The sequence below is a fragment of the Acinetobacter sp. BIGb0102 genome, from assembly GCF_003815055.1.
Taxonomy (GTDB): domain Bacteria; phylum Pseudomonadota; class Gammaproteobacteria; order Pseudomonadales; family Moraxellaceae; genus Acinetobacter; species Acinetobacter vivianii.
The window spans coordinates 1-18908 of sequence record NZ_RKQE01000005.1 but is presented as its reverse complement, the minus strand read 5'-3'; the positions used below and the strand labels follow the sequence as shown (position 1 = coordinate 18908).

Annotated in this window: 15 protein-coding genes; 10 read left to right on the top strand and 5 right to left on the bottom strand. The window is 42.3% G+C overall.

Features of this window, described 5'->3' with window-relative positions:
• The first annotated feature begins 24 nt into the window (after window positions 1-24).
• The 4 genes from dnaA to gyrB all read left to right on the top strand — a co-directional run bounded on the left by dnaA (window position 25) and on the right by gyrB (window position 6318).
• Window positions 25-1428, top strand: coding sequence for a chromosomal replication initiator protein DnaA (gene dnaA / locus EC846_RS02335; RefSeq protein ID WP_123774012.1), 1404 nt, complete (start codon window positions 25-27; stop codon window positions 1426-1428).
• Between the two features lie 112 nt (window positions 1429-1540).
• Window positions 1541-2689, top strand: coding sequence for a DNA polymerase III subunit beta (gene dnaN, locus EC846_RS02330; RefSeq protein ID WP_004776497.1), 1149 nt, complete (start codon window positions 1541-1543; stop codon window positions 2687-2689).
• Window positions 2690-2717: 28 nt separating this feature from the next.
• Complete coding sequence (recF, locus tag EC846_RS02325; RefSeq protein WP_005260342.1) at window positions 2718-3800, top strand: DNA replication/repair protein RecF; 1083 nt, start codon at window positions 2718-2720, stop codon at window positions 3798-3800.
• Between the two features lie 49 nt (window positions 3801-3849).
• Entirely contained in the window at window positions 3850-6318 is a 2469-nt protein-coding gene (gene gyrB / locus EC846_RS02320) for a DNA topoisomerase (ATP-hydrolyzing) subunit B (protein WP_047432959.1), read from the top strand.
• A gap of 33 nt (window positions 6319-6351) precedes the next feature.
• Here the strand turns inward: gyrB and EC846_RS18255 are convergent, their stop codons facing one another.
• From EC846_RS18255 to EC846_RS02305, 4 genes are all read right to left on the bottom strand, one after another.
• On the bottom strand, window positions 6352-6528 hold the full coding sequence (locus EC846_RS18255; RefSeq protein ID WP_171409968.1) for a hypothetical protein: 177 nt from the start codon (window positions 6526-6528) through the stop codon (window positions 6352-6354).
• Window positions 6512-7669, bottom strand: coding sequence for a PepSY-associated TM helix domain-containing protein (locus EC846_RS02315; protein WP_123774010.1), 1158 nt, complete (start codon window positions 7667-7669; stop codon window positions 6512-6514). The genes EC846_RS18255 and EC846_RS02315 overlap by 17 nt, the downstream gene beginning before the upstream one ends.
• A 211-nt stretch (window positions 7670-7880) precedes the next feature.
• The gene (locus EC846_RS02310; protein ID WP_123774008.1) at window positions 7881-8438 is read right to left on the bottom strand and encodes a VTT domain-containing protein; all 558 of its coding nucleotides are present in this window, start codon (window positions 8436-8438) and stop codon (window positions 7881-7883) included.
• A gap of 339 nt (window positions 8439-8777) precedes the next feature.
• On the bottom strand, window positions 8778-10706 hold the full coding sequence (locus EC846_RS02305) for an ATP-binding cassette domain-containing protein (protein ID WP_123774006.1): 1929 nt from the start codon (window positions 10704-10706) through the stop codon (window positions 8778-8780).
• A gap of 211 nt (window positions 10707-10917) precedes the next feature.
• Between EC846_RS02305 and EC846_RS02300 the strand changes: the two genes are divergently transcribed.
• The 5 genes from EC846_RS02300 (at window position 10918) to erpA (ending at window position 16101) form a co-directional block, all read left to right on the top strand.
• Window positions 10918-11925: a putative solute-binding protein gene (locus tag EC846_RS02300; protein ID WP_047432969.1), complete on the top strand. Its 1008-nt coding sequence runs from the start codon at window positions 10918-10920 to the stop codon at window positions 11923-11925.
• 210 nt (window positions 11926-12135) lie between these two features.
• Window positions 12136-13137, top strand: a complete 1002-nt coding sequence (locus EC846_RS02295; protein ID WP_005260331.1) for a putative solute-binding protein — start codon at window positions 12136-12138, stop codon at window positions 13135-13137.
• Window positions 13138-13354: 217 nt separating this feature from the next.
• Entirely contained in the window at window positions 13355-14362 is a 1008-nt protein-coding gene (locus EC846_RS02290; RefSeq protein WP_123774004.1) for a putative solute-binding protein, read from the top strand.
• Window positions 14363-14648: 286 nt separating this feature from the next.
• The gene (locus EC846_RS02285) at window positions 14649-15653 is read left to right on the top strand and encodes a putative solute-binding protein (protein ID WP_004776516.1); all 1005 of its coding nucleotides are present in this window, start codon (window positions 14649-14651) and stop codon (window positions 15651-15653) included.
• Between the two features lie 112 nt (window positions 15654-15765).
• Window positions 15766-16101, top strand: coding sequence for an iron-sulfur cluster insertion protein ErpA (gene erpA / locus EC846_RS02280; protein WP_004776517.1), 336 nt, complete (start codon window positions 15766-15768; stop codon window positions 16099-16101).
• Between the two features lie 52 nt (window positions 16102-16153).
• Here the strand turns inward: erpA and EC846_RS02275 are convergent, their stop codons facing one another.
• A complete protein-coding gene (locus tag EC846_RS02275; protein ID WP_123774003.1) occupies window positions 16154-17287 on the bottom strand; it encodes an anhydro-N-acetylmuramic acid kinase in 1134 nt (377 codons plus the stop codon).
• A gap of 61 nt (window positions 17288-17348) precedes the next feature.
• Here EC846_RS02275 and tyrS point away from each other — a divergent pair, with 61 nt between their 5' ends.
• On the top strand, window positions 17349-18581 hold the full coding sequence (gene tyrS / locus EC846_RS02270) for a tyrosine--tRNA ligase (protein WP_009506246.1): 1233 nt from the start codon (window positions 17349-17351) through the stop codon (window positions 18579-18581).
• The last annotated feature ends 327 nt before the right edge of the window (window positions 18582-18908 follow it).

Genomic DNA, 18908 nt, shown 5'->3' with positions numbered 1-18908 from the left:
AAAATGGATATATAGGGGATGCACATGCTCTGGACAGACTGCTTAACTCGCTTGCGACAAGAGCTATCTGATAACGTCTTTGCGATGTGGATTCGTCCTTTAGTTGCCGAAGAGGTTGATGGTGTGATGCGTTTATACGCACCGAACCCTTATTGGACACGTTATATTCAAGATAACCATTTAGAATTGATTTCAATTCTTGCTGAACAACTGTCTGAAGGTCGTGTACGTCAGGTTGAGATTTTGGTCGACTCTCGTCCAGGTACAATTTTGTCTTCTAATGAACAACCAGCAACCACAACTGCAGCTTTAAGTAATGCACCGACAGTGACCGCCGTGCCTGTTAAAGCCAAAAAAGAATCTGATTTGGTTCAACCCAGTCAAAATGTCACTAAAATACCGAAGAAAAGACAACTCAATCCATTATTTACATTCTCTTTGTTTGTTGAAGGCCGTTCTAACCAGATGGCTGCTGAGACTTGTCGTAAGGTATTAACCCAATTAGGCGCATCTCAGCACAATCCTTTATTTTTGTATGGCCCAACAGGTTTGGGTAAAACACATTTGATGCAAGCGGTAGGGAATGCGCTGTTACAAGCCAAACCCAATGCGCGTGTGATGTACATGACCTCGGAAAGTTTTGTGCAAGACTTTGTCAGTTCATTACAGAAAGGTAAGGTTGAAGAGTTTAAGAAAAATTGTCGTTCTTTAGATTTACTCTTGGTCGATGATATTCATTTACTTGCTGGTAAAGAAGCAAGTCTTGTTGAATTCTTTTATACTTTCAATGCTTTACTAGATGAATCCAAGCAAATTATTTTAACTTCAGACCGTTATCCAAAAGAACTTACCGAACTAGATCCACGTCTGGTTTCTCGATTCTCTTGGGGACTTTCAGTTGGTGTTGAGCCACCAGACATTGAAACCCGTATCGAAATTTTGCTGAAAAAAGCTGAAAATAGTGGTGTAGATTTACCTCGCAACTGTGCTTTGTTTATTGCGCAACAAGTGGTCGCAAACGTTCGTGAGCTTGAAGGTGCATTGAACAAAGTTGTGGCAATTTCACGATTTAAAGGTACAGCCATCGATCTGGATGTGGTGAGAGAGTCATTAAAAGACGTTCTGGCGATCCGTGCCCGTACCATTAGCGTGGAAAATATCCAGCGTGTGGTGAGTGAATACTTCCGAATTCCGTTAAAAGAACTGATTGGGCCAAAACGTACCCGTATTTATGCAAGACCACGTCAATTGGCGATGGGATTGGCGCGTGAATTAACCGGAGATAGTTTTCCCGAAATCGGAATGGCCTTTGGTGGGCGAGATCACAGTACCGTGATGCATGCCTGCGAAAAGGTGGTCAGCTTGCGTGAAGAAGATCCGATTTTTAATGAAGATTATAAAAACTTACTTCGTTTATTACAAAGTTAGGCCTGAGCATAATCTCGGCTGACTCAATTTTCATGGTTGCAAACTGCTTTTAAGTGCAGCATAGTACACTGCTAACATTCATATCGGCTTCTGTTGTAAGAGGAATAAAATCGTGCGTTTGAAAATCGCTAAAGAAAGTTTACTCAATGTTTTATCACATGTAGTCGGGGCTGTAGAGCGTCGTCATACTTTGAATATTCTTTCAAATGTTAAAATTCAAACCACTCAACAGGCCTTAACCATTACAGGTTCTGATTTAGAAGTTGAACTGGTTGCAAGCACAACGTTAGCTGAAGGTGCTTGTCTGGAAGCGGGGGAGACCACCGTTCCTGCACGTAAATTAGTCGAAATTTGTAAATCTCTTCCTACAGCAGCCTTGATTGACTTACAAATTACAGAAGATCAGCGTTGTATTTTAAAATCGGGGAACAGCCGCTTTGTATTGGGTACGCTTCCAGCGGATGATTATCCTTTACTCACCACTGAAAATAGCCAAGGCACACAAGTTCAGGTGACTCAGCGCGAATTAAAACGTTTATTTGAAAAAACTGCCTTTGCAATGGCGGTACAGGATGTACGTTTCTATTTGACAGGTACATTGCTGGAAATTGATCAAAATCAATTACGTACCGTAACAACAGACGGTCACCGTTTAGCATTATGCGAAGTATTGGCGTCATCAACTGCTTCTGCACCGATTCAGGCAATTGTACCTCGTAAAGCAGTGGGTGAATTGCAGCGTTTGTTGAGCATTGAAGATGAGCAACTTACCTTGTTAATTGGTCGTGAATTGTTGAATGTCACGATTAATACGCCAAGCCGTGATAAAGAGCAGGGTGATATTACCGTTCGTTTCACCACCAAATTGATTGATGGTAAATTCCCTGATTATCGCCGTGTTATTCCGAAAGGTGGTGATAAGCATGTGTTTATTGCGCATGATGTATTTAAACAGTCTTTACAACGTGTCGCGATTTTAAGTAATGAAAAATTACGTGGCGTGTTCCTGAATTTTAATCAGGATTCGTTGCAACTCCGTGCTAATAACCCAGAGCAAGATGAAGCGGTTGAAGATATTGCAATTCAATATCAGGATGCACCACTAGAAATGTCATTCAATGCGCAATATATCCTTGATGTATTGAGTGTACTGGATGGTGATGATGTGAGAATGAGCATGACTGAAGCAAACCAGTCGGTACTTGTTCAAGATCCAGCGCATCCAGACCAGACTTACGTTGTTATGCCGATGCGTGTGTAATTGGCATTGATGATTTGAGTTTTTAAGCATGCAAATCACGCGTTTAAATATCGAACGTGTACGTAATCTAAAGGCGGTTGCACTCAATGAGTTGCAACCGTTTAATATTTTTTACGGGTCTAATGGTTCTGGCAAGACATCAATTCTGGAATCCATTCATTTATTGGCTACAGGTCGCTCATTTCGCACCCATATTCCAAAACATTACATCCAGTACGAGGCGGATGATGCGATTGTATTTGCACAGTCGGCGAGTGAACGGATTGGTATGCAAAAGCTGGCTTCGGGTGAGCAACTGATTAAGGTCAATGGCGATACCATTGCCACTCAAGGGCAACTGGCAAAACTTTTGCCCTTACAGCATATTGATCCGCAAAGTACCGATATTATTGATCATGGCGCCAAACCAAGACGGCAATTGCTGGACTGGTTGATGTTCCACGTGGAACCTGAGTTCTATTTTGCTTGGCAGTACTATTCTCGCGCATTAAAACAGCGTAATAGCTTGTTAAAGACACGGCGTAACCTGAGTCTGGCGGATTTAGAGCCGTGGAACAAAATGCTGAGCGATTATGGCGAAATTTTGCACTCGCAACGGGTCGGTATCGTGGAGCAATGGAACCAGTTTTTTCAGGAAGACTTGCAGCAGCTTTTGCCAAATCTTGAAATTGAACTGGAATATCATGCTGGTTTTCATACTGAACAAGGTCTGTTGCAAGACCTGATTCAACAGCACCAAAGAGATCAGGAACGGCGTTATACCGAGTATGGTCCACATCGTGCAGATTTGCGCTTGAAAACCCCGTATGGCAACGCAGATGACGTGTTATCGCGTGGGCAAAAAAAGTTGTTAATCATGGCATTAAAACTGTCACAAATTGCAATGCTGCATGCGAGTAACAAGGAAACTGTGGTATTATTAGATGATCTGACAGCAGAGTTAGATTTAGCTGCACAACAACGTTTAATTGAGCGATTGAGTCAGTTAGGAAGTCAGGTTTTTATGACGACCTTAGACCATACGTCGGTATTAAAACACTTACATGATTTGTCGATTTCCTTTCAATTGTTTCATGTTGTCCAAGGCCAAGTCAGTCTTGCTGCGCCATAATTTTATTTCCTCATCTTTGGATAGATTAGATATTTACTAGGGAGTAACCATGAGTTCAGAGTCTCAATCAGTCTCTCAAACAGAACAAACAAATGAAAAGGCTTATGATTCCTCTAGTATTAAAGTATTACGTGGATTAGACGCGGTTCGTAAACGTCCTGGCATGTATATCGGTGACACCGATGACGGTACAGGTTTGCACCATATGGTGTTTGAGGTGGTGGATAATGCCATCGATGAAGCTTTAGCAGGTCATTGTGACGAGATCTTAGTGACGATTCATGAAGATGAGTCAGTCAGTGTGTCTGATAATGGTCGTGGTATTCCAACCGATATTCACCCAGAAGAAGGGGTGTCTGCGGCAGAAGTTATTCTGACCATTCTGCATGCGGGTGGTAAGTTCGATGACAACAGCTATAAAGTATCGGGCGGTTTACACGGTGTAGGTGTTTCGGTTGTAAATGCGCTTTCTAAGAAATTGCATTTGACCATTCAACGTGCAGGTAAAATCCATGAGCAGGAATATGCACATGGTGATCCTCAATATCCATTGAAAGTTGTGGGCGAAACTGACCAATCAGGTACAACAGTTCGTTTCTGGCCAAGTGAATTAACCTTTAGCCAAACCATTTTCAGTGTTGATATCTTGGCACGTCGTTTAAGAGAACTTTCATTCCTGAATGCGGGTGTACGTATCGTATTGCGTGATGAGCGCGTTAATCTTGAGCACGTTTACGATTATGAAGGTGGTTTATCCGAGTTCGTTAAATATATTAATGAAGGTAAAACCCATCTCAACGATATTTTCCATTTCACCACAGATGCAGACAACGGCATTGGCGTTGAAGTGGCATTACAGTGGAATGACAGCTATCAAGAGAATGTTCGTTGCTTTACCAACAATATTCCGCAAAAAGATGGCGGTACTCACCTTGCAGGTTTCCGTGCGGCATTGACCCGTGGCTTGAACAGCTACATGGAAAATGAAAGCTTACTGAAAAAAGAAAAAGTTGCCGTGACTGGTGATGATGCGCGTGAAGGCTTGACTGCCATCATTTCGGTGAAAGTACCAGATCCAAAATTCTCTTCACAAACCAAAGAAAAACTGGTGTCGAGTGAAGTGAAACCTGCGGTCGAGCAGGCGATGAACAAAGAGTTCTCGGCTTATTTGCTTGAAAATCCGCAAGCTGCGAAATCGATCGCTGGCAAGATTATTGATGCAGCACGTGCGCGTGATGCTGCTCGTAAAGCACGTGAAATGACACGTCGTAAGAGCGCTTTAGACATCGCGGGTTTACCAGGTAAATTGGCAGACTGTCAGGAAAAAGATCCAGCATTGTCTGAACTTTATCTGGTCGAGGGTGACTCTGCGGGCGGTAGTGCGAAACAAGGTCGTAACCGTAAGATGCAGGCTATTTTACCGTTGAAAGGTAAGATCCTGAACGTTGAACGTGCGCGCTTTGACAAGATGATTTCCAGTCAGGAAGTGGGAACTTTAATTACCGCTTTGGGCTGTGGTATCGGACGTGAAGAATACAACCCAGACAAATTACGTTATCACAAAATCATTATCATGACCGATGCGGACGTGGATGGTTCACATATTCGTACTTTGTTATTGACCTTCTTCTTCCGTCAAATGCCGGAATTGGTTGAGCGTGGATATATTTATATTGCACAGCCACCATTGTATAAGTTGAAGAAAGGCAAGCAAGAACAGTACATCAAAGATAATGATGCACTTGAAACTTACCTGATCTCAAACGCGATTGATGAACTTGCATTACATGTGAGCCCTGAAGCACCTGCGATTAATGGTTCTGCATTGGCAAGTGTGATTGCTGATTATCAGGTATCACAAAAGAGTTTACAGCGCTTAACGCAACGTTATCCAGCAAGTTTACTGGATGGCTTACTTGAGCTGGATGCATTCAAAGCCGATCATAACCATGAACGTGACTATGTTGAATCATGGGCTGAGCAATTACGTGTTGCAATTGAAAAGTTACAACCAAGCTTGCGTCCTGAAATTAGCTTGGAAGCGTTTGAGCGTGAAAATGCGCAAGGTGAGAAATCAGCGCATTATTGGCCACGTGTAACGGTCTATGTGCATAACTTACCGCATTCGTATTTACTCGATGCTGGTCTGTTAAATTCTGCTGAATATGCACGTTTGCTGAAAAACTCGAAAAGCTGGTTCAGCTTGCTTGAAGATGGGGCTTATCTGCAAAAAGGTGATCGCCGTATTCAGGTTAACAGCTTCCACCAAGTGTGGCAGCACATTTTGCAAGACTCGCGCCGCGGTATGATGATCCAACGCTATAAAGGTCTGGGTGAGATGAACGCTGAGCAGCTTTGGGAAACCACGATGGATCCTGAAAACCGTAATATGTTACAGGTGACCATTGATGATGCGATCGAAGCAGATCGTATGTTCTCATGCTTAATGGGTGATGATGTCGAACCACGTCGTGCCTTCATTGAAGAAAATGCATTAAATGCAGATATTGATGCTTAATTAATTTAGGCATCAATAGCATGTAAAAAGAGCTTATCTTTTGCGTTGCTGTAAAAGATAAGCTCTCCATCCTGCGACTAAAACTGGAAGCAGGGTGATTATTAGAAAAATAATATCTGCAATACCCTCCATCAGCAGCATGCCTATTATCCCTAAAATACTGCATAAAGCCATTAGCCATAAGAAACCTGACTTATTCCACAGTTGCATTGTTGGCTCCTTTTAAACTTTTTTGCTGACGTTTTGCCCACCATAGCCAAGCGCCATTCAGGGTAATAAATAAACTTAAAAGCGTACATAAGCTCCATAAAATCTTTAATGGCATACCGCCGTAATTACCGAAATGTAGAGGCTGAGAGAGCAAGATGGCTTTGAGATAGGTAGGGAGTTCTTCAACAGTATCGACTTGTCCTGTCGCTGCATTGACCAAGGCAACCTTCAGCATTTTTTCGTTTAGACCTTCATCACCTTGCAGCAATACCATGTAATGCCCTTGAGTCGAATATTCAGTTTTAGGATAGAACACAGTGGTAGGGTGCCAGCCGACTTCACCTTTTTGTGCAGCAGCATAGATATCATCGATGCTTAGTGTCGGGCTAATTGGGCTGACATGATGATATTTGTCTTGAAGAGCTTTCAGTTCAGTCATTTGCCAGAGACCAATGGCAACCGTACCAAAACCGAGTAAAAAGCCTGTTAAGGTCACCACCAACGCCCAACCGAGTATCGCTGAACCGATTAAGTTATGTAAATCGAGTTGTAATAAACGCTGACCTTTGCCTGTTCGAATAATCCCAAAAAAGAATTTTTTCACATAAGGGGCGTAAACCACCAGTCCTGAAATCAGTGATAAGAACACTAGAAAGGCAATCAACGCACCTATCAATTGTCCAATAAAACCTAAAAACCAGTTGGCATGCAGTTCCAGTAAGAAACCCGTTAAAGTATCCTGTTCACTTGGCTGCTGAATCAGCGTTGCAGAACCAATATCTGCAAATAGCCAACGCGCTTGCTCAAAACTCTGTTCTGGTTTTGCCATTCCGATCAGCAGTACACCCGGATGATGCTCAGGATCGTAGCCTGTACTGATAATGTGTTCATCAGGATAGGCATTTTGTGCTGTGGCTAATGAATCTGCCAGTGGGCGCTGTTGTTGTAAAGAGGAGTGAAGCGCCGTCGGTTCCACACCAAGTGCATGATCAATTTCTTCATGAAAGATCAGAATGATTCCCGTGATTGATAAAATTGTAAAGGGAAGGACAATCACTAAGCTGATCCAGCGGTGAATCCATAAATTGATGCGGAACCAGCGTGAATTGGTTTTCTTCGCTGAAGTGATTGCTTGGCTCATAACTGATTATTCCATGCTGAATGGATCATGGCTTCCCCGAATAATTTATATTTTTACAAGCCGATTCTATTTTTATTGATAATTATTTTCATTATTATTTACTATTGTTTTTTACGTTCCACGTGAAACCTGACATAGAATAAATGGATTAAAAAAAAGCAGGAAAGACGAACTTTCCTGCTAGATCATACAATATGGTACTGAAAGGGGATTAACTTTCTACAAAATCACTGACCTGAATTAAGGCATGGCCAAACAGGTAACCTGCTGTCACCAATACGCTGATCCAGAGTAAAGCCCCTAGAATGTTATACACAACAAAATGCGTGTAATTCATATTGCTCGAACCTGCTGCCAACGGTGCGAAAGATCGTGCAAAAGGAATAAAACGCGCCAATAAAATGGTTTTTCCGCCATGTTTTAGGAAAAACACATTGGTTTTTTGTAGATATTCCTGCTTGATGAAGCGTGATTTCACATTAAAAATACGATCCCCAAAATGACGGCCAATATGATAGTTCACCATATAACCCAATGCAGCGGCAAAGAACAGCAGACTGATCATATAGCCAAGATGCATTATTTCAACGACAGAACACAATGCACCTACCGTCAGCAATAAGCTATCACCGGGTAAGAAGAACATGAAAACAAAGGCTGTTTCTGAAAAAATAATTAAGAAGAGGATAAAATAGATCCATAAACCATATTCTTGAACCAAAACGGGCAGAATATGTTCAAAATTAAAAATAAAATCTAAAGAATTCATTCAGTTTGTATGATCCAAAATAGAGTACTCACCAAATTAAAGTACAAAAAAATGTGAAATGAATTTAACCCTCAGGATTCATTCGTCAGTTATAACATTACAACAATGGGAGCTGAGTATATCGAGCCTGAACCCAAAGCTCAATTTTCTACGAAAATTCCAGTTTTACCTTATCTTAAATTATCGACAGATTCATGACATTTTTCATGATATTCATAGTGTTTTTAGGTATCTGATCAATATTTTTACGTTTAATAAAAATCGTTTTTTATATTGAGAGAAGTGGCCTTAAAAGATGAGATCCATACCTGTTTTTGTTACAGATATGGATCACTCATGTTATTCAGCAAATGAGCTTTCGAGTTCTTCCAGCTCCATCATCAGCTCTAAAAGCTGCTCTTCAAATTGTTCCAGTTTCCCTTTTAGCTCATTTTGTTCATTCATGAGCTTCATCAAGTCATCTTTGCGGCTTGCTTCATACAACGCGCTATCTGCCAGCGCCTGTTCGATTTCTGCCAGACGAGGTTGCAGCTTTTCGATTTGAGCTTCAATTTTTTCAATATTTTTACGAATAGGGCGTGTCATTTCACGGCGGCGTGCGGCTTCTTTACGTTGAGCTTCTTTGTCGATCTTCACAGCTGGAGCTTGAGTGGACACGTTTTGTTGTTGTCCAGCATTTTGTGCATTGATCTGTTGCTGACGTGCTTCACGTAACCATTTGGCATAATCTTGCAGATCACCTTCAAACTCTGTGCATTTACCTGCATGCACCAGCAGTAGATCATCACAGACACTGGCAATTAACTGACGTTCATGCGACACCAGTACCACAGCACCTTCAAAATCTTGTAGTGCCATGGTCAAGGCATGACGCATATCCAGATCTAAATGGTTGGTCGGTTCATCCAGAATCAGCACGTTTGGACGCTGCCATACAATTAAGGCCAATGCGAGACGCGCGCGTTCGCCACCAGAGAAGCTTTCACATGGGGTGTCCATACGTTCACCGCTAAAGCCAAATCCACCTAGAAAGGCGCGTAACGCAGCTTCACTGATTTTTTTGTCCGCAATACGGGCCAATTGTAGCATTGGGCTGGCATTGGCATCTAATGCGTCCATTTGGTGCTGGGCAAAATAACCAATATTGAGTAGTTCTGAAGCTTTACGTTCACCAGCGAGTAGAGGCAAATCCCCGACCAAAGTTTTGATTAGTGTTGATTTACCAGCACCGTTCATTCCCAGTAAACCAATACGAGAACTTGGGGTGATTTGCAGGCGAATCTTTTCGGCAATCATTTTATCGCCGTAACCAATAGTCGCAGCATCTAAACTAAGCAACGGTGAACTCATTTTGGTGGGTTCACGGAAACTAAAGGTAAATGGTGTATCGACATGCGCAGGAGCAAGCTGTTGCATGCGTTCAAGTTGCTTGATACGGCTCTGTGCCTGACGGGCTTTGGTCGCTTTGGCCTTAAAGCGATCAATAAACTTTTGTAGGTGGGCACGTGTTTCTTGCTGTTTCTCAAACGCTTGTTGTTGTTGCGCTAAACGTTCGCTACGGGTGGTTTCAAAGGTTGAATAGTTGCCCGTATATAGCGTCAGTTCCTGATTTTCGATATGCAGAATATGATCGGTAATTGCATCAAGGAAATCACGGTCATGCGAAATCAGAACCAGAGTTCCTTCATACGCTTTCAGCCAGTCTTCTAACCACAAGATCGCATCTAAATCCAAGTGGTTGGTCGGTTCGTCTAGTAATAACAAGTCTGAACGACTCATCAAAGTACGTGCCAAGTTTAAGCGCATACGCCAGCCACCAGAGAAACTGGCAACGTTTAAACGGATTTGATGATCCAGAAAGCCTAAGCCAGCCATCAATTGTGCCGCTTTGGCTGGGGCTGCATAGCCGTGGATTTCATCAAAACGGCCATGAAGACGCGCTAACTCATCATTGCTGAGTTGATCAGGATGGGCGAGCTTTTTTTGAATATCCCAATATTCCTCATCTCCCGAGAGGACAAAATCAATGGCAGGCATGTCCAGTGCTTTAATTTCTTGCGCCATATGTGCCACTGTCCACACTGCGGGACGACTTAAATTGCCTTCATCTGCGCCCAATTCACCTAAAAATGCTGCAAATAAAGTTGATTTACCTGCTCCATTGACGCCAGTCAGACCAATTTTCCAGCCAGGATGAAGCTGCATTGAGGCTTTTTGGAACAGGACGCGCCCACCACGGCGTAATGAAACTTGGTCAAATTGGATCATGAGCATGCAAAATAGCGAATAGATAGCTGCATTTTAAGGTGATCACCCATGAATGCAAATTTTATATTGAAGATTAGGCCAGACTTCACCATTTCACCCGCTTATCACAAAGTAGAGTAAATACTCTATTTTTGTGATGAAAATCAGATTATGATTTAAAATCTAGGAAAAACAACACATCACATGAAAAAGAATCAACTAGGACGGGGCAATGAAGAAGGGAATTCTGGCATTGGGGGCAATGCTGATACTGGCTGTCAATACACAGGCCAGTGCTGCAACTAAAATTTGTGTTTTTGATCTGATGGGGAAATCAGGCGAAGCGTACAAGGCCATGGAAGAATGGGCCTTAGCCGCGAGAGCATGGCACGGTGAAATCAATCTGGTCAGCTATCAAAATGAGGCGATGGCTGAACATGATTTTGAACAAGGTCGCTGCGAGGGTGTGTATATGACCTCAATGCGTGCACGTGCCTATAACAAGTTTGCAGGCTCGGTAGATGCGATTGGCGCTGTGCCAAGCTATGCCATAGCACAGAAAGCGATTAGTTTTGCTTTGGATAAGCGTAATCAGCGCCGTTTAATCAGTCGGGTCGCAAATCAAAGCTATGAAGTAGCGGGTATTTCGCAAATTGGTCTGGCCTATATCTTTGTCAAAGACAAAAGAATGAACACCATTGAACAAATCAGGGGCAAGAAATTTGCAGTCTTGGGCTATGACGAAGCCCAAAAAATCGTGGTCAGAAGTCTTGGTGGACAAGCTGTACTTTCTGATATTTCGGATATTGCCAAGAAATTTAATCAAGGGCAGGCCGATATTATGGCAGCGCCAGCCTATGCGTATAAACCGCTGGAAATCTATAAAGGTTTGGGTAATGACGGTGCAATCATTACTTTTCCTGCGGTTAACATGACCATGGATCTGATTATTCGGCCTGAAAAGTTCACGACCAATTTTGGGCAAAACTCAAGACAGTGGTTTCTCAATCGCCTTAATACCAATTTTGCTTTAATCCAGCGAATCGAAGCGGAATTACCAGCCAAATACAAAATCAATCTGAGTCAGGAAGATAAAACACGTTATCAGCAAATTTTGCGTGAAGCACGGATCGATCTGACTAAACGTGGAATTTACGACGCCACCATGATGAACGTACTCAAACGGGCACGCTGTACAGTCGACCGTACTAATTTTGAATGTACCTTAGGCGGAGAATAACTAGAATCTATCATCTTGTGATGAACGAAGGGGTTTAATAGCCCCTTTGAAAGGATTTGGCTTAAATTGTCAAACTGTGATCAATAGTGTTAAAAGTGATGAAAACCCGACGTATGTATATAAAAGCACTATGCTTTTAGCCGAAAGCTGACTATATTGATCAGGCACTGATGGAAAATTGTGCAATATCGCGTAGAAAGGGAAAACAAGATGAAAAAAGGACTTTGGGCATTGGGTGCTACGGCTCTATTTGTCATGGCGACGCCTGCACAGGCAAAACAGGACATTTGCGTATTTGATTTATTGGGTAAGGCTGGGGAATCTTATAAGCTGGTCGAAGAATGGAAGCTTGCTGCAAAAACCTGGCAAGGTGACATTGAATTGATCCCTTATCAAGATGAAGAAAAAGCGGAAAAAGATTTTGATGCGGGCAAATGTGATGGCGTTTATATGACCTCCATGCGGGCCCGTAAATATAATAAATTTGCAGGTTCTGTTGATGCCGTCGGTGCAGTCACCAGTAATGCTATTGCACAGAAAGCGATTAGTTATGTGCTGGATAAACGTAATCAGCATCGTTTGACTGCGACAATGGATGGGGAAAAATTCGAAGTTGCTGGCATTATTCAGGTTGGTCTGGCCTACATTTTTGTGCGTGATAAAAAGATCGACACCATTGAAAAAGCCAAAGGCAAGAAATTCGCTTATTTACATTATGATCAGGCGCAAAAAGCGATTGTTGAAAGTATCGACTTGGTCGCTGTACCCTCAGATATTTCAGACTTTGTGAAAAAATTTAATAGTGGACAAGTCGATGTCATTGCTGCACCTGCCTATGCCTATAAACCTTTGGAAATCAGTAAGGGACTGGTTAATGGCGCGCTGTTTAATTTTCCAGTGGTCAATATTACCGGTGACCTGATTATTCGCCCAGAAAAATTCCCGGCAGGCTTCGGTCCTCAATCCCGAAAATGGTTCGTCAATAAACTGCCGAGTAACTTTGCCATGGTGCAACGTTTAGAGGCGGGCATGAATGCGAAAAAAATTACGTTGACCAATGAAGATAAAACCCGTTATCAAAAAATGCTGCGTGATGGGCGTATGAATTTAACCAAGCAAGGCGTATATGACGCGAGTATGATGAATGTACTTAAACGTGCCCGCTGTACCGTTGAGCGGACTAACTTTGAGTGTACTTTGAGTGGTGAATAATAAGGAGTGCAGCAACTCAGAAACATAAATAGACAAATAATGATCAGCAGATATAATAAATTTGTCTATGAAAATAAGCAAAATGGATAAAATAGGACAAAAACTAAACAATATGGACATAAAAATAGAGTAGAAGCTCTATTTTTTTTCAAAAAACATGATTAATATTTGCTTGGAACAAGGAGACAAACATAAAGTTTGTGAAAGGATGAAAACTATGAAAAAAATGGCACTTGCTCTTGCAGCAACTTCGATCCTAGGTGTATCTGCTTCTACTCAAGCAGCAATTGACGTATGTGTATTTGACTTACTAGGAAAGTCAGGCGAATCATACAAAATGATGCAAGATTGGGCGCTCGCAGCGAAAGGCTGGGGTGCAGATGTAAACCTTCTCGCGATCACGGATGAACAGGTTGCGGATAATAACTTTAAAGCGGGTAAATGTGCTGCTGTAGCAATGACAGCAATGCGTGCTCGTCCATATAACAAATTTGCGGGTTCTGTTGACTCGCTCGGTGGCGCACCAAGCAATGCAGTTGCACAACGTGCAATTACCTATGTTCTTGATGCACGTAATGCTGCAAAAATGACAACCAATTTAGGTGGTAACAAATACGAAGTAGCGGGTATCTCTCCGCTAGGTGCTGCTTACATTTTCGTACGTGACAAGAGCATTAACTCAATTGAAAAAGCAGCGGGTAAAAAATTCGCAGTATTGGGTTATGACGATGCGCAAAAAATCATGGTACAACGCGTAGGCGCGCAAGCGGTCCTTTCTGATATTTCTAACTTTGCTGCGAAATTCAACAATGGTCAGGTCGATATGGTCGGTGCACCTGCTTATGCCTACAAACCATTAGAATTAAGCAAAGGTTTGGGCTCAAATGGCGCAATGTTTAACTTCCCAGTTCTACAAGTGACTGCGGATCTTGTGATTCGTCCAGAAAAATTCCCTGCTGGTTTTGGTCAAAAATCTCGTGACTACTTTGTGAAACAATTGCCAAAAGCATTTGCCATGATCAAGCGTTACGAGTCAGAGATTCCAGCAAAATACAAAATGAACTTAAGTGCTGAAGACAACTTAAAATACCAAAAACTGTTACGTGACGGTCGTATGGACTTAACCAAACGTGGTATTTATGATGCGGGCATGATGTCTGTATTGAAGAAAGCACGTTGTTCAGTAGATAAAGCAAACTTTGAATGTGCATTACCGGGTGAATAATCCTTAATTGCCATAAAGTGTATTTAAAGCCTAGATTATTCTAGGCTTTTTGTTTTTTTGTCACTGTCATTTGAGTCATTGTGTTTAGATTGAAACATCGTAATGATAGAAAGATATAAAAACCAAATGGAATCTTGAGAAATTGAAAATATGTTTTAATCAGGACGATTAAACATGACTGAATAAAAACATAGATTCATTTGAAAACCTGAATCAGGGTGTAGCGTGATTTTTAATTTTGGGTGTGGTGCAACAACAATCAGCATAGATGCAAAGGAAGAATAAAATGCAGTGGTTTAAAACATTAATACTTGCAACAGGTATCGCTGCGGTATCTGCCGGGACTCAAGCGAAACAAACAATTTGTGTATTCGATATCGTCGGGAAAAGCGGTGATGTCTATGCCTTAATGAAAGACTATCAATTGGCTGCAAAAAACTGGGGCGCAGATATTGAGCTTAAAGTGGGCACCAATGAGGCGGTCATTGCTGAAGACTTTAAAGCAGGTAAGTGTGATGGTGTCAGTATCACAGGCATGCGGGGACGTCAGTTTAACCAGTTTACAGGTTCATTGGATGCAATCGGAGCGATTACAGACCTTAAACTCGCTGTGAAAGTGATGCAGGGCTTGGCAAGTCCAACCTTTGCCAAAGCAATGGTGAATGGCAAATATGAAGTGGTTGGAGTGATTCCTGTCGGCGATGCCTACTTATTGGTAAATGACCGTAATATCAATACTGTTGCCAAAGCAGCAGGCAAGAAAATCGCCGTATTGGATTATGATGAAGCCCAAAAAATCATGGCTTCACAAGTCGGCGCACAAGCGGTTAGCTCAGATATTACCAATTTTGGTGCCAAATTTAATAATGGACAGGTTGATATCATTGGTGCGCCAGCGGCTGCATTTAAACCGTTGGAACTCTATAAAGGCTTAGGAACCAAAGGTGCGATTGTGAATTATCCAATCTTACAAGTGACAGGTAACCTGATTATTCATCCTGATAAATTCCCGACAGGGTTTGGTCAGAAATCTCGTGAGTGGGTGAAGGCGCAACTGCCACGTGCTTTTGGCATTCTAGGGAAAATGAAAGCAGATATTCCTCAAAAATACTGGATGGAAGTGCCTGCTGCGGACAAGCCTGGCTATCAAAAACTGATGCGTGAAGCACGTATCAACCTGACTGCAAAAGGGATTTATGACAAGCGTATGATGAAATTATTATGGCAATTCCGTTGCCGTGAAGATGCCAAGAATTTTGAATGTGGCTTACAAGACGAGAACTATAAATAATCTTGTAAACGCACTTTAAAACTTCAAATACAGACCCGATATTGAGTATGCTATACTGAATATCGGGTCTTTTATTTATTAAAGACGTATTGAAGTCTGAGGAATATCCATCATGAACGCCCAAGCTCTAGAATTGTCAGATAATGCTGCCAACAAAGTTCGCCAACTACGCGAAAGTGAAGGGAATAACGACCTTATGTTACGCGTGTATGTAACGGGTGGCGGATGTTCAGGTTTCTCTTACGGCTTTAACTTTGCTGAAAGCGTGAATGAAGATGATGCTGAATTCATGAATGGCGATGTTAAAATGCTTGTGGACTCACTGAGCTATCAATATTTGGTTGGTTCAGTAGTTGACTATCTTGAAGGACTGGAAGGTTCACGTTTTGTGGTGCAAAACCCGAATGCGACCACGACCTGCGGCTGTGGTTCATCTTTCTCGATTTAATAGATTCTTGTCATAAAAAAAGCTTCTCCAGTTGAGAAGCTTTTTTTATTGCTTATACCGCGGTGATAGTCCCTAAAATACGATCACCTGATGCACCCGTGACCGCAGGCAAGTTTCCACTCAGCTGTTCTACGAATCGCATCGCGAGCCATGCAAACGCTGTTGCTTCTACCCACGTTGGTGCTAAACCCAGTGCATCTGTGGTTTGCACAGACCAGTTATGTTTACGCAAGCGCCAGCGTAATTGTTCAAGTAAATGCGAATTATACGCACCACCGCCACAGACATAGATTTCACCTGTCGGCATCGACTCTTTACTGCGATAAATGGCTTTTTTAATGGCGCGCGTGGTCAGCTTCATTAAGGTTGCCTGAACATTTTCTGGTGTGTCTTCTAGCTCGTCATAGCCTAGATCATTACGCCAGTCACTGAGCTGTTCATCTAGCCATTCCAGATTAAAGTCTTCACGACCCGTACTCTTAGGGGGTTCTTTGGCAAAAAACTCGTGGCTTTGCAAACGATCTAGCAATGAGCGAATCGGATTCCCATAGGCCGCCCAGTCGCCATTTTCATCATAAGGATGACCGGTATGGCGATGACACCAGCCATCCATCAAGATATTGGCAGGGCCTGTATCAAAGCCATAAACGCCGTCTGCATTGTTTGCAGGCAGCATACTGATATTGGCAATCCCACCTAAATTCAGGATCACACGATGAATACTGTCATGCTGAAATAAGGCTTGATGGAAAGCAGGAACTAAAGGTGCACCTTGCCCTCCTGCGGCCATATCGCGGCGACGGAAATCTGAGACCACAGGCAGTTGAGTGATTTCAGTGATGATATTCGGGTCACCAATTTGCAAGGTAAAACCATGTTCAGGACGATGGCGAATAGTTTGCCCATGTGAACCAATGGCTTTAATTTGCGTACGGTCTAAATTATTTTTCTCGATCAATTCGTTGATGCCGTGCCCAATCATTTGTGCCAAAGCGACATCGGCTTTACCCATACGGTCAATTTCATTGTCATCAGGCAGCGTCAACGCCATTAACTCATCACGTAATGCTGGCTCAAAAGGCACGGTTAGCGTGGCATGTAGCGTTAAAGGGTCGAATGAAGTTGCAACAATATCAACACCATCCATGCTCGTGCCTGTCATTACACCAATATAGATTGCGCTCATATACAACTTATCCTGCAAGATGCTGAAAAAATGTTAGTATATCGCACAAATTGTATAACTGATGTGTTTAGGTTTTGTGATGTCAAATTTCTTGCCAGCCGAAGAACAGCTTGCTCTCATTCAACGAGGCACGCACGAGATTATCTCTGAAGAAGATTTACTTAAAAAACTCAAAGAAAATCGTCCACTCCGTGTAAAAGCAGGCTTTGACCCTACGGCTCCTGATTTACACTTGGGACATACTGTTCTGATCAATAAATTAAAAACCTTTCAGGATTTGGGACATGAAGTTACTTTCCTGATTGGTGACTATACTGCAATGATTGGTGACCCAACAGGTAAGAGCGCGACGCGTCCGCCGTTGTCACAAGAGCAGGTCATTGCCAATGCAAAAACCTACCAAGAACAAGTTTTTAAAATCCTAGATCCAAATAAAACCAAAGTTCGTTTTAACTCGGAATGGTTTAGCCAAAAAACTGCTGCTGATTTAATTCAGTTGGCAAGCCAGCAAACTGTATCGCGTATGTTAGAACGTGATGACTTCACCAAGCGCTATAACAACCATCAGCCGATTGCGATTCATGAGTTCCTCTATCCATTGGTACAAGGCTATGACTCGATTGCGCTTGAAGCAGACGTCGAGTTAGGCGGAACAGACCAGACTTTTAACTTGTTGATGGGTCGTACCTTACAAGGTCGTTATGGTCAAGAATCACAAGTGTGTATCACTGTGCCAATTCTTGAAGGTTTAGATGGCGTCAATAAGATGTCTAAATCTTTAGGCAACTATATTGGCGTATTTGATACACCAGGTGCGATGTACCAAAAAATTCTGTCGATGCCAGATAGCCTGATTGAGCGCTACTTTGATTTACTCAGCTTTAAGTCACTCGATGAAATCAAGGTACTACTTGATGAAATGGCTGCGGGTCGCAATCCACAAGAGATCAAACGTATTCTAGCACTTGAGCTGGTTGAGCGTTTCCATGATGCAGAAGCAGCAGAAAATGCACATAAGAGTGCAGGTAACCGCGTAACTGAAGGTGAAGTGCCAGAAGATACGCCTGAAGTAACGATTTCTCGTGGTGAGTTTGGTGGCGAGTTGTTTATTGCAACTATTCTTCGCGTTGCAGGTTTAAACCCGAATGCCGCTGCTGCAAAAGACGCCGTGGGCCGCGGTGCGGTTAAAGTCGACTGGAATGTGGTTGATATGAGCTACTCTGTAAAAGAAAACGTCACTTTAATCATTCAATCAGGCAAAAAAGCGATTGCACGTGTGACTTTCACCGACTAAATCGAAATAAAAATAATAAAAAGCAGGCCTAGAGCCTGCTTTTTATACGTAAATAGATGATAAAAACAACGAAAACATCAGTTTTGTAGAAAAAAGAAACATGCAAAAGAAAATAATAAAAAACAGGGTTGCATCGGATCTGAAATGCTGTAGAATGCACATCCATCGGCGGTTATGCAGATAAAAACTTGTTGATAAACAAGGATTTGGCTAGATAGGTTGGATTCTTGGATTGGTTGATAAGTTTTAAAAATATCGAAATTACCTGTTGACTTTGAAGAAATTTAGAGTAATATAGCCGACCTAGCTTGATGATGACGAATCATC

What these genes read in the sequence shown, in the direction of transcription:
- dnaA (WP_123774012.1), top strand. Translation starts at nt 25, where the DNA reads ATGCTCTGGACAGACTGCTTAACTCGCTTGCGACAAGAGCTATCTGAT.
- recF (WP_005260342.1), top strand. Translation starts at nt 2,718, where the DNA reads ATGCAAATCACGCGTTTAAATATCGAACGTGTACGTAATCTAAAGGCG.
- gyrB (WP_047432959.1), top strand. Translation starts at nt 3,850, where the DNA reads ATGAGTTCAGAGTCTCAATCAGTCTCTCAAACAGAACAAACAAATGAA.
- EC846_RS18255 (WP_171409968.1), bottom strand. Translation starts at nt 6,528, where the DNA reads ATGCAACTGTGGAATAAGTCAGGTTTCTTATGGCTAATGGCTTTATGC.
- EC846_RS02315 (WP_123774010.1), bottom strand. Translation starts at nt 7,669, where the DNA reads ATGAGCCAAGCAATCACTTCAGCGAAGAAAACCAATTCACGCTGGTTC.
- EC846_RS02310 (WP_123774008.1), bottom strand. Translation starts at nt 8,438, where the DNA reads ATGAATTCTTTAGATTTTATTTTTAATTTTGAACATATTCTGCCCGTT.
- EC846_RS02305 (WP_123774006.1), bottom strand. Translation starts at nt 10,706, where the DNA reads ATGATCCAATTTGACCAAGTTTCATTACGCCGTGGTGGGCGCGTCCTG.
- EC846_RS02300 (WP_047432969.1), top strand. Translation starts at nt 10,918, where the DNA reads ATGAAGAAGGGAATTCTGGCATTGGGGGCAATGCTGATACTGGCTGTC.
- EC846_RS02295 (WP_005260331.1), top strand. Translation starts at nt 12,136, where the DNA reads ATGAAAAAAGGACTTTGGGCATTGGGTGCTACGGCTCTATTTGTCATG.
- EC846_RS02290 (WP_123774004.1), top strand. Translation starts at nt 13,355, where the DNA reads ATGAAAAAAATGGCACTTGCTCTTGCAGCAACTTCGATCCTAGGTGTA.
- EC846_RS02285 (WP_004776516.1), top strand. Translation starts at nt 14,649, where the DNA reads ATGCAGTGGTTTAAAACATTAATACTTGCAACAGGTATCGCTGCGGTA.
- erpA (WP_004776517.1), top strand. Translation starts at nt 15,766, where the DNA reads ATGAACGCCCAAGCTCTAGAATTGTCAGATAATGCTGCCAACAAAGTT.
- EC846_RS02275 (WP_123774003.1), bottom strand. Translation starts at nt 17,287, where the DNA reads ATGAGCGCAATCTATATTGGTGTAATGACAGGCACGAGCATGGATGGT.
- tyrS (WP_009506246.1), top strand. Translation starts at nt 17,349, where the DNA reads ATGTGTTTAGGTTTTGTGATGTCAAATTTCTTGCCAGCCGAAGAACAG.